11 protein-coding genes are annotated in these 15,434 nt (G+C 49.0%); 2 read left to right on the top strand and 9 right to left on the bottom strand.

The genetic code is table 11. The annotated features are described in order from the left end of the window. Nucleotides 1-15: 15 nt before the first annotated feature. The 3 genes from K9N57_15790 to murQ are packed head-to-tail and all read right to left on the bottom strand — an operon-like array spanning nucleotide 16 to nucleotide 3,455. Complete coding sequence (locus K9N57_15790) at nucleotides 16-1,377, bottom strand: phosphomannomutase/phosphoglucomutase (protein ID MCF7805647.1); 1,362 nt, start codon at nucleotides 1,375-1,377, stop codon at nucleotides 16-18. An 18-nt stretch (nucleotides 1,378-1,395) separates the two neighbouring features. Then, the gene (locus K9N57_15785) at nucleotides 1,396-2,550 is read right to left on the bottom strand and encodes an anhydro-N-acetylmuramic acid kinase (protein MCF7805646.1); all 1,155 of its coding nucleotides are present in this window, start codon (nucleotides 2,548-2,550) and stop codon (nucleotides 1,396-1,398) included. Continuing rightward, entirely contained in the window at nucleotides 2,547-3,455 is a 909-nt protein-coding gene (gene murQ, locus K9N57_15780; protein ID MCF7805645.1) for an N-acetylmuramic acid 6-phosphate etherase, read from the bottom strand. The genes K9N57_15785 and murQ overlap by 4 nt, the downstream gene beginning before the upstream one ends. 268 nt (nucleotides 3,456-3,723) lie before the next feature. On the opposite strand from murQ, the gene K9N57_15775 reads away from it, so the two are divergent. Then, nucleotides 3,724-4,977, top strand: a complete 1,254-nt coding sequence (locus K9N57_15775) for a hemolysin family protein (protein MCF7805644.1) — start codon at nucleotides 3,724-3,726, stop codon at nucleotides 4,975-4,977. 51 nt (nucleotides 4,978-5,028) lie between these two features. Here K9N57_15775 and K9N57_15770 read toward each other — a convergent pair whose 3' ends face one another. Then, entirely contained in the window at nucleotides 5,029-6,567 is a 1,539-nt protein-coding gene (locus K9N57_15770; GenBank protein MCF7805643.1) for a Na+/H+ antiporter NhaC family protein, read from the bottom strand. A gap of 513 nt (nucleotides 6,568-7,080) precedes the next feature. Here K9N57_15770 and K9N57_15765 point away from each other — a divergent pair. Next, a complete protein-coding gene (locus K9N57_15765; GenBank protein ID MCF7805642.1) occupies nucleotides 7,081-8,169 on the top strand; it encodes an LptF/LptG family permease in 1,089 nt (362 codons plus the stop codon). Nucleotides 8,170-8,180: 11 nt separating this feature from the next. Here K9N57_15765 and K9N57_15760 read toward each other — a convergent pair whose 3' ends face one another. The 5 genes from K9N57_15760 to K9N57_15740 all read right to left on the bottom strand — a co-directional run bounded on the left by K9N57_15760 (nucleotide 8,181) and on the right by K9N57_15740 (nucleotide 15,429). Then, complete coding sequence (locus K9N57_15760; protein ID MCF7805641.1) at nucleotides 8,181-9,503, bottom strand: DUF5723 family protein; 1,323 nt, start codon at nucleotides 9,501-9,503, stop codon at nucleotides 8,181-8,183. Beyond that, on the bottom strand, nucleotides 9,500-11,845 hold the full coding sequence (locus tag K9N57_15755; protein ID MCF7805640.1) for a hypothetical protein: 2,346 nt from the start codon (nucleotides 11,843-11,845) through the stop codon (nucleotides 9,500-9,502). The genes K9N57_15760 and K9N57_15755 overlap by 4 nt, the downstream gene beginning before the upstream one ends. A gap of 114 nt (nucleotides 11,846-11,959) precedes the next feature. After that, complete coding sequence (gene ahcY, locus K9N57_15750; GenBank protein ID MCF7805639.1) at nucleotides 11,960-13,216, bottom strand: adenosylhomocysteinase; 1,257 nt, start codon at nucleotides 13,214-13,216, stop codon at nucleotides 11,960-11,962. An 11-nt stretch (nucleotides 13,217-13,227) separates the two neighbouring features. Continuing rightward, entirely contained in the window at nucleotides 13,228-14,388 is a 1,161-nt protein-coding gene (gene metK, locus K9N57_15745) for a methionine adenosyltransferase (protein MCF7805638.1), read from the bottom strand. A 69-nt stretch (nucleotides 14,389-14,457) separates the two neighbouring features. Beyond that, the gene (locus K9N57_15740; GenBank protein ID MCF7805637.1) at nucleotides 14,458-15,429 is read right to left on the bottom strand and encodes an NTP transferase domain-containing protein; all 972 of its coding nucleotides are present in this window, start codon (nucleotides 15,427-15,429) and stop codon (nucleotides 14,458-14,460) included. Nucleotides 15,430-15,434: the final 5 nt, after the last annotated feature.

Below are 15,434 nucleotides of genomic sequence, written 5' to 3'. Positions count from 1 at the left end.
ACAGATTCGCCGGCGTTAATATTCCACCTTGAGTTCGCCAAAGTCCTGGAGTTTTTTAATTACCAGATCCCTGATTTCCTCAAGTCGCTCACTGGTTTTTGCTTCAAACCGGCATACTATCACCGGCTGGGTATTGGATGAACGGACCAACCCCCAACCATCACCAAATTTAATACGGATACCATCAACATCAATGTGATCATACCGTTTGGCGAAATACTCTTGTGCCTTCTGGGCGATTTCAAACTTTTCAGCATCACTGGGACATTCCATCCGGATTTCCGGCGTACTTTCGAAGTGCGGCAGATCCGCCATATGTTCAGAAATGCTGCGCTCACTCCGGCTCAGCGTCTGGAGTACTCTGGCAGATACGTAAATGGCATCATCATATCCATAATATTCGTCAGCAAAGAAGAGGTGGCCGCTCATTTCCCCTCCGAATGGCGCTGCGGTTTCTTTCATCTTCTGCTTAATCAGCGAATGACCCGTTTTCCACATCACCGGTTTGCCGCCCTTGTCGGCGATAGCTTGTTCCAACGCCTGCGAGCACTTGACGTCAAAGATAATTTCATCGTTATTCGTAACCACTTCGTCGAGAAAAAGCGTCATAAGATAATCCGCCCATACGATATTGCCCTGATCATCAATAATACCAACACGGTCGGCGTCTCCATCGTACGCGATACCGATGTCATAATCACCTTCCTGCACCGTTTTAATCAGTGCCGTCAAATTCTTTTTCACCGTGGGGTCCGGATGGTGATTCGGGAATGTAGGATCCACGTCGCAGAATAGTTCAGTGACCTCCACATTTTCCATCTTCTCAAATATTTCGGGAGCCGCCAGCGCGCCGGCTGCATTTCCACAGTCCAGGGCGATTTTCATCGGCTTTTCGATGGCAATTTTGCCCAGGACCATAGCGATATAATCATCCAGGATTTCCTGCTCAGTCAGCTCACCTGTACCGGTTTCATAATCCTCCGATTCAATGAACTTCAGGATCTGTTGAATCTGTTCCCCATAGACGGCACCACCGCTAAGCGTCATCTTGAAACCGTTATATTCAGGCGGATTATGGCTGCCGGTGACCTGCACGGCTCCGTCTATGGGAAGATGGTGCATGGAATAATAGTTCGCCGGCGTCGGCAGTATACCGATATCGATAACATCTACTCCTGTGCTCGTCACGCCATCGGCAAATTTGGATTTCAGGTGCGGAGAAGTATCCCGGACGTCACCACTCAATGCAATTATCTGTGCACCGCCACGTTTGGCCAACGTCCCAAAGCCCTTACCCAACTTCACAACCACATCATCTGTAAAATCTTCAGCCACTTTGCCCCGTATATCATATTCGCGAAAAATAAATGAATTCATGTCATCCCTTCCTTTGCCCTATACTGTCAATTTTCCCATTATCACAGATCGATTTGCGCCTGTCACACCCGGCATATTCGCCGGAATTTCCCGAATAAATGCCTTCGCAAACACAGCGAATCCAATTGCTTCCTTGGCCTCCGCCGGTACGCCGAAATTTTTAGTCGATACAATGTTTGCATTTGAAAAATGAGATGCAAGGCTTTGCATAAAAAATTGGTTTTTTATCCCGCCGCCGGAGACAATAATCCGGTCGACTTCCTCCGGGTTTTCCCAATACTGTTGGACGTTGGATGCGACAGCAGCAATTGTCCACTCCGATCCCGTTGCCAGCAGCCTGGGTTGTTCCCGGGATGATGTTGTTCGGGTGAGGGAAAAGTGCTCCCGGACATATTTGTCGGAATAGCGCTCCCGGCCGGTGGACTTCGGCGGCTCCGCTTGTATAAAATCATCTTCCATGAGATGCGACAGTAGTTCCGCATCAACCTGGCCCTGTAATGCCAATGTTCCGGCATCATCATAATGGGTACTACCATTACTCAGGATTTCCATCAGCGTATCGATAACCATATTTCCGGGCCCCGTATCCCAGCCGCGGACATCTTCTTGTTCAATACCTTGCCACAGGCAAGTTATATTCGCTATGCCTCCGAGATTCAATACCAGCGACTTCCCCGGTAAATTCCGGTATAGCAGCCAGTCCAGAAACGGGATGAGCGGCGCGCCGGTCCCACCGACGGCAATATCGTGTTCTCTGAAGTTGCTCACCACCGGGATACCGGTCTGTTTTGCTAACACTGCCGACTCTCCCAGTTGAAGGGTTGAGCGGCCCGAGTCATGCCAGAGGGTTTGCCCGTGGGAGCCAAGGCAGTTGATCAACTCGGCCGCGATACCGTTTTCTTCCAGGAAACGATTCACCAATTCCGCCCATTGGTAGCCCAACTGAAAATTCAAATCGCTAAGATCCCGGGCGGCTCCACGGGTACCCTCCATTATTCTATTACGAAACTCATTCGAATAATGGTACGTCTCAAATTTTTCGAGTTTGAAATCGTTCAGGTCATCAGAGTTCCACTTTACAAGCGCAATATCGAGGCCGTCGAGCGAGGTCCCGGACATAAGCCCCAAAATCCGGGGCGGTTTTTGCTCTAATCTTCTTTGGGAACTTTTCATGACTCCATCGCCGAATGGATTGCATCTCTCAACATCCCTTGTGCCTCCTCTAGCAGTATTTGGGACTTTTCATAGCCAACACCAACCAGTGCCATTAAAATTGCGTTTTTCACCCGGTATTCGGCGTTCTCGAGCAATCGTGCTGCTTCGCTCCGGGATACATCTGTCACTTCCATCACTATGCGTTGTGCGCGATCGATAAGTTTGTTGTTCACGGCAGTCAGATCTACCATGAGATTGCCATACACTTTGCCCAGCCGAATCATAGTCGTAGTCGTTATCATATTCAGCACTAATTTGGTTGCCGTACCGGCCTTCATCCTGGTGGAACCGGTGACAACTTCAGGTCCCACAACAGGGTTAATCACCACATCTGTCTTTACCTCGAGTTCCTCAGCGGGGATACAGATAACCGCGATTGTCGGGATCTCCTGAGATCCGGCGTGTTTCAGTGCACCTATGACAAACGGCGTACGTCCGCTTGTTGCAATACCGCACACAACATCGTTGGAGGTTACACCATGCGAATCCAGCGCATCCGCGCCATCTTGCTCGTTGTCCTCGGCACCCTCGATACTTCGGACCAATGCATCCGCACCGCCGGCAATAATCCCCTGCACCTGCTCCGGATCACTCCGGAATGTGGGCGGACATTCTGCCGCGTCCAGGACACCCAACCTGCCGCTGGTTCCGGCGCCAACATAAAATAACCGCCCTCCGTTCCGCAATCGTTTCGTTACGATTTCGACTGCCCTGGTAATCTCGGGAATGACCTTTTCAACAGCCTCAGGAACGCCCTTATCCTCTTCGTTAATTTGCCGGAGTATTTCTTCCGTCGATAACGTATCAATGTTATGTGTTCGGGGATTGCTTTGCTCCGTGACCAGATTTCTTGAACTGTCCATTCTATTTTTAATATCCGGTTTCTGCTCAAATTAACGGATTAGAACTTAGACTTGTCCTTATAAAATTACAACCGAAAACGCCGAATGGCAGGGCTCAGAGCGGTAATGAAAAATTCGTGAGCCACGGGAGGTAAATCTCTGTCTTCCCGGACTTAATTCTGGATTTTTGGTATCAGTCAACCAGAAATATCAATGGATAATTCAGGGCGATCCTGTTGATTTTTGATGCCTTTGGTGATATTATACTCTGCAATATAGAGGAGATATTATGATGCTCGAAATAGTGCTGGCTGTGATTGGGTTAATTCTTTCCGCGTTTTTCTCCGGAGCCGAGATCGCCTACGTCTCAGCCAACCCCATGCAAGTCGAAGTCTGGAAACGGCAGGATTTGCCTGGAGCCCGGGAGGCCAGCAAGCTATTGAACGAGCCCTCATCCTTTCTAAACATTACCCTGATAGGAACAAATATCGCCAATATCATGGCGACCTCGTTTGCCACTATCGTCCTCATCGAATATTTTAACGAAATTACCGTTATTGCTCTCACAGCTCTTGTTATACTCACCTTTGGGGAAATCTTACCCAAAACGATCTTTCGCGAGCGTGCCAACGTGCTGACACTGAAAATTACGCCGTTGCTCAGGGGACTCCGATACCCGCTATATCCATTCCTGGTGATCGCCGGCTGGTACAGCCGGTTGCTAACCAAGTGGACAAGCGCTGAAGAAAAGATTTCTGATGCCTTTTCGAAGGATGATCTCCGACTGCTGTTTACCCGGGTTGGTTCGGAGGATGTCATCGACAAGCACGAAAAACGGTTCATCACCAAGTTGTTTTCATTTGGAAATCAAACGGCCAGAGATGCCATGACCCCGCGGACCGACATCTCCGCCATCGATAAAAACCGCACGATTCAGGAGGCCAAAGAAGTCTTCCTGGAATCCGGGCATTCTAAATTACCGGTATATGAAGATACCATAGACAAAATCGTCGGCGTCATCTTCCTCTACGATATGTTCGAGGAACATGAGACGATCCAGGAAGTCATCAAGGACGCCACCTTTGTGCCGGAGTCGAAAAATATCGGTGAAATGCTCCGGGAGTTTCAGGAGAATAAAAACAGTATCGGGATTGTCATTGACGAGTATGGCGGCACGGCCGGGCTAATCACGGTGGAAGATATCGTGGAAGAACTCTTCGGTGAATTTGAGGATGAGTTCGACTTTGATGAAATGACCGTAAAGAAAATCGACAACGGCTTTGTGATTAGCGGGCGGGCTGAAATCGACTACCTGAACGAAACTCTCCACCTGGACCTGCCGGATGGTGAATACGAAACCATCAGCGGCTATCTGGAGGACCGGTTGGGGCGCATCCCGAGCTCTGGTGAAGAGATTGCTCTCGGCGCCCAAAAATTTATTATCACCAAGGCCACGCAGAAAAAGATCGAGCAGGTTAAACTCATACTGGACAACAACTCAGGCTCTTCCATGGGATCATTCAACACCGGGTTTCCATCGTGAGTCCTAAATAGCCGCCTTTGAATGAAATTCAAAGGATAGTAATTCACCTTATTAAATCTCAATATTTTCCCTGGCTTCTACCTGTTTTCCAATAAAAAGAATCACAGCAATGAGGCTCGCTAATCCCAGGCCAAAGAACAGCGGCCAGTTCCAGTGAAGTCCAGCCGGTAAATAACCAAACAGTATCGCAATGATTCCCACTGTCACGGCATACGGAATCTGAGTCCGCACATGATCGATATGATCGGAGCCCGAGGCCATACTGGAGAGGATGGTTGTATCTGATATCGGCGAGCAGTGATCACCAAAGACTGATCCGGAAAGTACCGCCGCAAAGGTCGCAAGAAAACTCTGGGCGTCGACCGTCGTTTCAATCCCCTCAGCCCTGAGCAGTTCTGCCATCAATGGGATTACAATCGGAATCAGGATCGCCATCGTTCCCCACGAGGTCCCGGTGGCAAAGCTGACAATGGCAGCAGTGATAAACGTCAACACCGGAATCAATTCCGGCCGGAGGAGCCCTTCGGTCATCTCGATGATATATTCCGCGGTTTGAATTTCCCCGCATATCCTGCTGAGTGCCCACGCCAGAATCAGTACCGCAACCGCAAGAATCATAGCCTTTGCTCCGCCTAACCAAGCCTCGATACTTTCGGAGATGGACATTATTCGCTGTCCGACTGAAAGTAGCATCGCGACAAAAGAGCCCCCGAATGAAGCCCAAATCAAGACCTGAAAAGAGTCCGCTTCACCGATAATCTCCCACAGTCTTACCGACATTGTCCCATCCATCGATTGCAGTCCGCTATAAAATAGCCCTGCAATCATGATGAAAATGACTGCCCCGATAGGAATAATCGCATTATACCAGCGATACGGAATGCCCGCCGGAATTTCCAGTTCGGACGTATCGGCAAGGGGAGTGGCCCCGTCGCTCAGGACGGCTCCTGTATGAATACTCCGTCGTTCAGCCTTGTACATCGGCCCGAAATCACGCCTGGTATATGCCACCAGAAAGACAAATACCAGCGCAAACAGACTATAAAATCGGTACTGAATCGTCTGAATAAATACGAAATAAATATTTTCCTGGATTCCGACGCTGGCGAATGCTTCCTGCATCAAACCGATTTCGAAGCCTACCCAGGTGCTGATGATAGCAATAGACGTGACCGGCGCGGCCGTGGAATCCACGATATATGCCAGTTTCTCCCGGGAAATTCGGAGTTTATCGGTGAGCACCCGCATGGTATTCCCGACCAGTAGAGTGTTTGCATAGTCATCGAAAAAAATGAGCAAACCCATCGCCATGGTGGAGAGCTGGCCACTGCGATTTCCGGAGGCCAATTTAGATATTTTGTCAACGATACCCTGCATTCCCCCATTCTTGGCGAGGACACCAACCATCCCTCCAAATGCCAAAGTGAACAGGATTATTGACGCGTGGGATGGCTCAGTCAAGGAGTCGACTAAATAGGTATCCAGCAGTCGCAGCAACCCGTCAAGAAGGGAGTAATCATAGACGAAGATCGCCCCAAGCCAAATTCCCGCAAATAAAGAGAGCAGAATTTGCCTGGTCAACAATGCCATCAGGATTGCCAGCAATGGTGGCAGCAGGCTGAGCACACCGGGCAGGACAGTAACTGATTGGGAATATCGGACATTATTCACGGTCCAATAAATTGTTTGCGAGCCGGTTTTAGTCAATTGTATCCCGCTAAGGGTATACTCATTATTGACTAAAATGGGGAACGACAATTCATCCGGTGTTTCAATCTGGTCTCCTGTAATCTTTAGTGCTGCGGTATCAGGCAAGTCAGAGAACGTCATTGAGAATTCGACATCTTTGAGAATAACCGGCGGTAATTCAAGGTTCTGCGCTCTACATTGCTTTCCTGCTCCGAAAAGCAGCAGGGCCACTATCAATATGGAAAGGACTTTTTTCAATTATGGTGGTTGGATTTTAATTCCAAACGAATCGGAAAATATGTTAGAGAAGTCCTCTGATAAAGTAAAGTGGTACTTGCTATCGCCGGGATTGCAGCCGGGAATCCCATGCAAAGTTTCGTTGTCTTTCAAAGGTGGGAATTGTAGTTTTCCGGGATGAAACTCCTGGACAAATACCTGTTACGCAAGTTTATTGCGCTATTCCTCTATTCGATGATCGCCTTTCTGACTATCTTTTTGATTGTTGATGTGGTTGAGAACGTTGATAAGTTCATCGATGCCGGCCTGAACCGTTCGCAGATTTTAACGTATTATGTACTCAACGTCCCGTTTTTCATCAGCACTGCACTGCCGATGTCGATGCTGATAGCCAGTATTTTTAGTATTGGGACCCTGTCCAGAAACAACGAACTCACGGCAATGAAAGCCTCAGGCGTAAGCCTGTATCGAATTACGGCCCCCCTTCTGATTTTTGCATTTTTCATGAGTTGTGGCTCGTTTGTCTTCGATGATCAGGTGAAGGTACATACGGACCGAAAACTGGAAGAGTACAAAGACCAGTATATTAATAAGCGGCCGCCGAAACAGAATTTGCAGCGTAACGATATATTTATTCAGGATACCCCGGAACGCAACCTGGTTATTGACCGATTCAATGGCAACAGTATGGTGGGGAATCAAACCTCTATTCAGTATCTGGAATCGGGGCGAATTACCAAACGCATTGATGCCGAAAAAATATTTTATATCGATTCGTCGTCGAGCTGGTTCGTGACGGATTACGTTGTCCGCACGTTTACAAAGCAGAATTCTGAACGAGTAGTGGAATCGAGCCCCGGGACGTTGAATGTCGCGCTTCAGGTCAAACCACAGGAGATCTTAAAGGAAGCCCTTGATCCGGCAAAGATGGATTACGGTGAGCTGTCTGAATTTATCGAACAGTTGCGTTCCCTGGGTATCGATCCACGGAAATGGGAAGTCAACCTATACTATAAAATTGCTTTTGCGTTTACCAATTTTGTCGTTGTCCTCTTTGGCTTACCGCTGGTTGCGACCCAGCGGAAGGGAGGGTTGGCGTTCGGCGCAGGGCTGAGCCTGTTTATCATTTTTACGTATTATGCGATTATCAAGGTGGGGCAGGTAATGGGATTTCAGGGATTACTGCCACCAATGCTCTCTGTCTGGATGGGCAATATCATTTTTATTATCGGCGGGATTATTCTGTTAATTCGAACCCCGAAATAAACAGCAAAGTACTAGTCAGGTAGTATTCTGTACGTCATCCCAAGGGAAAAGGTCATCCCCTTCAGTGTATGAATCCACATCCCCCGTTCGAAGGATAAACCGAGGTTCAGTTCCAGCAATTCGGTCTCAAAACCGAGACCTAATCCCCATTGGGTAAAACTGCTGCCGTCCCAGGCGATCCCGGTCCTGATTGGGAGCCACGGTTTTCTCCGCCATTCCAGGGCGGTACTCCAAACCCAACGATTCCGGGCAAAGAATCGATCTTCGAACCCTGTGCGGAAATCCATCATCACTTTCAGGTAATAGTCCGGAAGGGCATACGAGCCGCCGAAGCGAAACATTGTCGGATATTTTACGGTGAACTGTTCGGTGCCTTCCATGACAGAGACACTATCAATCACCAGGTCACTCATATCTTTCCGATAAAGCGATTCACCGTTCAGACTATCCAGTCCATAAAAATGATTGGTGGTCCGGGCGATCTCGTCGATGGGGAGCAATTGACTCAGCGTTCCTGAAACAAATCGGGCGGTCGGTGTCGCTTTTCCCCACTTCATCTTGCCACCGAGGTTATTAATCGCCATGCCGAACTGCCAGTCCTCCCGCTCCCGCGTTGTTACCCCAATATCCACAGCAACACCATTACCACCAACGGCCTCCTGCTCCTGATAATGCATCACTCCGGTAATTGCCTCCGGAGTGGTATACAAAGCCCCCTCCTGATAAGTCATTCCGCTATAATACAGACCATTCAGATATTTTAACGAAATTCCCAGAGAAAACGCCTGAAACGGCATCCCGAACGAGAAAGAATGCATCCCCAGGGCCAGCGTTTCCTGTGAAAAATCGAATACCAGGGAATCGTTCTCCGTATTCCCGGTGAAGAGAAATTTAAAGAGATCTTTGGGGATGCTGATGTCGTTGAGTACGATTAGATCGGAGGTAAATGCCCAGTTCGTTACTGAGAAAGAGATCCCCGGGACGGAGGTATGCATATCCATTGTCCAGCGCCATCCATCGCTGGAAATAGATTCCAGCAAATCTGTTTTACGATTCTCGTTTTCCAGATTCGCACCACTGAATCTGTTGTATTGTGCTATGGAGAAGGCGTTGTTATGGGCGGCGCCGTTAATATTTACCAGTGACCAGGAAAAGGGACGCTCTTCAGGGAACCCCAGATTTGCCGGATTCCATCCCACGGCATCCACTCCCCGGCTATGCGTCGTGTACGTGCCTGCCAGGCTGGTCACTACGGCGTTTTGACGTGCCTGCCCCGCCAGCAAGACCGGAAACAACACTCCTCCAAATACTATGAGTATGATTCGACGCATCATTCCTCTTGGGAAGGTTCGCCAATCTGGATGAGAAAAGTCACCCGCGAGTTAAATTCCAGGTAATCTGCCGGTCGAACGGAGATCGGCTCCGGCGTAGGATAGAATTCAATCAACGGTTTGATATAATAGATTTTATCGCTAGTCAAAATATTGACCTTTGTGGTATCGGCAGCCCGGAAAATCATGGTTGTGTCCGACGTCACCCCGCTCTCGACCACATAGTTATAATCGACACTGTCCCCAGGTTCGGGGTCAGAAAATCGCGAGATGGCCGGCAAGGTTACGGTAAACAACGTATCAATGTAGCTGAATGCTTTGCTGCTGTTGTTAATATACAGGGAATCATTTCTCACCTGGAAGGTTGAATCGGACTGGTTATCATCTCCCAGCAACGGGAACAACCCCTTATCTGAGACCAACAGCGACATCGCCCCCTGAAAACCCAGATGATTTGTTATCGTGGTACGGAGTTCGATGGCCTGTAGTGTCTCTCTCAGCTGGTCTCTGGTATCAGGTTGCAGCGTGTCTATTCTGGTGCTGTCCACGGGAATAAATCGCATGGTATCCTTAATTGAGACAAAGAATGGTGCTTCCATAGCGAAATTTCCCCACAGTGAATCGCCTGGCATGAGTGTGGCTTCCCCATTCATAGTAGCATTGGCCGTCACACTTATACTATCCGGAACATCATTGACCAAATCCTGGATTGCCAGGTTGGTCTGGCGTTCTGTGATAAAAACGCCGCCATGAAATACACGAACGACCGAGTCCGCCCCGAAGATAATCTCGGTACCGGCAAAGTCAGCCGAACCTGTTGGTGTATTGGAGGGTGTGGCCAGCGGAATATCTCTCACATCCAATTCCCGGAGCCCAGCTTCCGCGCTGTGGCCGGTAAAATTGATATTAAGCAGTACCGTATCAATCGGGATCTGGTCATAGAAATTGGTGATAAGCCGTACCTTCTGAAACCCCAGTCCGGAGAATCCTTCCGGGATTTTATCAATAGTCTGCTTGATCGGTGGAAAACTCTTGTAAATTGCGGCTACCATCCGGTCGAACTGCATCGGTTCCACTTCGACCTGGCCGGTAATTGTCTCTTCTATGGGAAATTTTAGCGTCACCTGCTCACCAACGCTGGACTGCGGTTGGTCCGAACCGATTTGATGCATCCGGACAATCACTTCCATGGAATCAAGAAAGCGGTTTCGCTGTTCCGCCCGGATGGTGTCACGACTCAGCGAAAACGGGTATTGTTCCTGAGCGGCAAGTCCGCTCGGGACCATTTGGTTCCCTGCAGGATCATACGTTCCCGCTAAAAGTGTATCATACAAAGTCACTGGTGTTTGTGGTGGATGATTAGGCTGGTAAATATTTTTAAACTCCAGTTCCATATTAAAGTCGGCGGGCACATAATTCATCCAGTTCCGGAGCGACATGGCATTGGAATCATGTTCGACCGGCGTACCGAGAAAATTATGCAACACCCCTCTTCTGAGACGCACACCGGGGTTCTGAAAGGGGAAATTCAGCGTATCAGTATAAGTGGTGTCTTTGGTTACACCGGTCACGTTTCGGATATTGGTGATATTTATACTCGGCTGTACAGTAATAGACGGGGAACTCCTGAGTACCTCATTGGTCACCGATTCATTCGTGAGGTAGATATGAACTCGAAGGACGTCCGTCATTTCTTTCCCGGAGAGGTCCATCACGACATTCGTAACTGTATACGGAGGTGTGCTGTTCAGCGACTGTTGAATCATTGTACCGTCGAGGCGTGAAAGCGTGATCTGAACGGTATCCAACGTAAGCGGTGTTTGGTTATCTATCTCAAAGGTAATCTCCCCTTCATCGACAGTATACCGGGTAATTGTTTTAAAAAACGGGACGTCCGGGGGTAAAGCGATATTCAGGGTATCTGTCTCATCGGCGAGCTGTGTCGCAGGAAAAAACCGGAGCGTGTCTCCTTCCTCGAGATCGGACATTGCATCCGGGGTCTGATCTATCTCGGATAAATTCTGAGTAACACCCAGATTACCCGAAGGTACATCCAGCGCCGGAACAGTGATGGGTGGACCGGCATCAAATTGTAGATCCTGACTGGAAATCCCAACACTTTCCATGGTATCGCTGAAGACAAATGTGAGATGTCCGAGGGAGGTATCGGTAACCGTAATTGTACTGTCATTCTGCAGATCCGTCAGGTCGTAGATCTTCTCCAACAGCGGAAAATTGAGCGGGGTTTGCCATGCTGGTAATTCGGGTGCAACCGGCTTCTTAAAACAGCCGGTAAAAAACAGAACAATGCCCACTATTAGAATGGGAAAAAGACGTGCTTTCACACAGGCTCCCGCTCAAGACTGATGTCAGGTTAGATTGGGTTAATTCCAGACCTATGTATAATAACTAAAGATCCGCCGAAAAAACAGCGTGAAAAAGCCTGTAGGTTCCAGAAATCATGTCCCCATTTGCCAGGATGCCAGATATTTTTCCTGCTCTTCCGTCAGGGTATCAATGTTGATATCCATTGCCGCAAGCTTCAGTCTGGCCACGTCTTTGTCAATCTGCTCCGGAACGGAATAGACTTTGGCTTCCATATCAGTCTGCTGGATAGCGTGCTCACTGGTCAGCGCCTGCACGGCGAAACTCATATCCATAACGCTGGCCGGATGACCTTCTGCCGCAGCAAGATTAATCAGGCGACCGTCGCCGAGTACATAAATCGACCGGCCGTCATCCATAATATATTCATCCACGTATTCGCGGACATCCTTCCGCACGGAGGAGGCGGATTCCTTCAGCGCATCCAGATCAATTTCCACATTGAAATGACCGGAATTCGCCACTATTGCGCCGTCCTTCATCAGATGGAAGTGCTCTTCAGCCACCACGTGAATATCGCCGGTCACAGTACAGAAAACGTCACCGATTTTAGCTGCATCATTCATTGGCATGACCATGTAGCCATCCATGGCAGCCTCAAGTGCCCGCAGGGGATCGACTTCAGTCACGATGATGTTGGCGCCCATACCCTTGGCGCGCATGGCAAGTCCACGGCCGCACCAGCCGTAACCGGCTACAACGAAATTTTTTCCAGCCAACAGGATATCTGTCGCACGGATAATTCCATCAATGGTCGACTGGCCAGTTCCGTACCTGTTATCGAACAAATGCTTCGTGTCCGCATCGTTGACTGCAATTACCGGAAATTTCAGCGCACCGTCTTTCGCCATAGCACGGAGCCGAATAACGCCCGTGGTCGTTTCTTCCATACTACACACAATCTGATCGGTCATTTCCGGATGATCGGAATGAATGGTCGAAACCAAATCGGCGCCGTCATCCATGGTTATCACCGGATCGTTGGCAATGGCGGCTTCAATATGTTCATAGTAGGTATCGTTATCTTCTCCCTTAATTGCATAAACGCGAATGCCGTAATCCTCCACCAGCGACGCCGCGACATCATCCTGCGTGGAGAGCGGATTCGACGCGCATAACACGAGATCGGCGCCACCCGCTTTCAGTGTTCGCATCAGGTTCGCCGTTTCTGCCGTCACGTGCAGGCAGGCTGACATCTTCTTCCCTTCAAGTGGTTTTTCCTTCTCAAAGCGTTCCCGGATAGAGGCCAGCACAGGCATCTGTTCCGACGCCCATTCAATCCGTTTTTTTCCTTCGGTTGCTAAATTTTTATCTTTGATATCGTGGTTCACTCTGATCTCCTTTACAGTAATTGTGCAAGTTCCTCTGCCTTGTCCGTTTTCTCCCAGGGAAATTCATCCCGGCCGAAATGCCCGTAGGCGGCCGTTTTTCGGTAAATCGGACGTAACAGATTTAAATGGGTAATTATATCGTGCGGCTTGAGCGGAAAATGTTCATGGACGGCTTCAGTCAGTTGTGCATTATCTACTTTCCCGGTGCCGTGAGTGTCAATCAGCACCGAGACCGGGTCCGCGACGCCGATTGCATAGGCCAGTTGCACGGTACAGCGATCGGCTAATCCAGCGGCGACAATATTTTTTGCCACGTACCGGGAAGCATAGGCGGCAGACCTATCGACTTTTGACGGGTCTTTTCCAGAAAAAGCTCCGCCGCCATGCGGTGCTGAACCACCATAGGTATCAACGATAATTTTTCGGCCGGTTAATCCGGCATCGCCCATGGGGCCACCAATGACAAACCGACCGGTGGGGTTGATGTGGGTCACCAGTTTATCATAGTCAGTCAGGTTCTCAGGAAGCACCGGTTTAATCACATGCTTTAGCAAATCTTTCTTGATCTGGTCAAGTCCCACCGCCTCATCATGCTGGGTGGAAAGAACAACTGTATCCACAGAGATCGGTTTGTGCGAATTTCCATCGTATCGGACGGATACCTGGGATTTGCCATCAGGTCTGAGATATGGCAGAGTTCCCTCATGTCGCACCACGGATAACTGCTTTGTCAGCTGATGCGCCAGCTGGATCGGGAGTGGCATTAATTCGTCCGTCTCATTGACGGCATATCCAAACATCATACCCTGATCGCCAGCACCCTGTTCTTTGTGAAGCCCCTCGTCTTCATCCACACCCTGAGCAATATCCGGGGATTGCTTCCCGATTGCGGTCAGCACAGAACAGGTCTGATAGTCGAATCCCATCGATGCGTCAATATACCCGATGCGCTTAATTGTGCCGCGAACCAGGTCCGGAATATCCACATAGATATCTGTGGTGATTTCGCCGCCAACCAGAACTAATCCAGTTGAAACAAACGTTTCACAAGCCACGCGGCCCCGGGGATCTTCATCGAGTATAGCGTCTAAAACGCTATCCGAAATCTGATCGGCGATTTTATCGGGATGTCCTTCCGTTACCGACTCTGAAGTAAACAGGTATGACGCCATTGGTGAAAGTACTCCTTGCTTATTAGTTTCGTAAAAAGGTTAAAAGATTAAGGATTTCCGGGTGAGTAATCAACCAAAATCAATTTCAGAATGGTCGCCGACATTCAGATGTTGAACCATACCATGAACCACGGCCGCTTCCCCAATCAAGGAGCCTGCCAGATTACAGCCTGATAATTTTGCCTGAGGACCGACAATGGAGTTACGGATAATTGACGCTTCTACCACAGAATTATCATCAATGGTCGTGTAGGGTCCGATTATACTACCTGATATTTCGCAATTTTCCCCAATATAAACTGGCGGAATAACGGTACACCCTTCTATAGAAATATCATTGTCCATTTTCTCAAGCAGATATCGGTTGGTTTCCAGGAGTGTCCCTTTTTTCCCGCAATCGTACCAGCCGGCGACCTTCGATACCCTGATTTTTTCTCCGTGATCAATCATGACCTGGAGGGCATCTGTCAGTTGGTATTCACCCTTGGTGGTAATGTTTTTTTCCACGATTTCATCAATGGCTGCTTTCAGCTGCCGCTGGCTGGCGATTTTGTAAATGCCGACCAGTGCGAGGTTCGATGGCGGATCGTCCGGCTTTTCTACCAGTCCGGACACATAATCATTTTCCACTTCCACTACACCAAATCGTCTCGGATCTTCCACTTCCGTTACGCCAATAGTGGTTCCGTCGACCTCGAGTATATCGGAAAAATCTGCGTCAAAAATGGTATCACCCAGTAGAATAAGTGCGGGTTCGTCAGAATCTTCAAGTCCCATTCCAACGGCATGTCCCAATCCCTTGCGTTCTTCTTGCCATACGTATTTCGTTGGGAGGTCAAACGTGGAATCAATGTAATCGGATACTTTGTTTCCCTGGTAGCCGATAATGACGGTTAACTCATCGATTCCGTCTTTCTGTAATCCTTCGATGATGTGTCCGATAATGGGTTTGCCTGCAACATTTAACAGGACCTTCGGTAAAGTATGAGTGTGAGGCCGAAGTCGCGTTCCTCTGCCGGCTGCCGGTATAATTGCGCGCATCCTTT

This window comes from Candidatus Neomarinimicrobiota bacterium, from assembly GCA_021734025.1.
Classification (GTDB): domain Bacteria; phylum Fidelibacterota; class JAANXI01; order JAANXI01; family JAANXI01; genus JAANXI01.
This window is presented reverse-complemented; position numbering and strand designations above follow the sequence as displayed.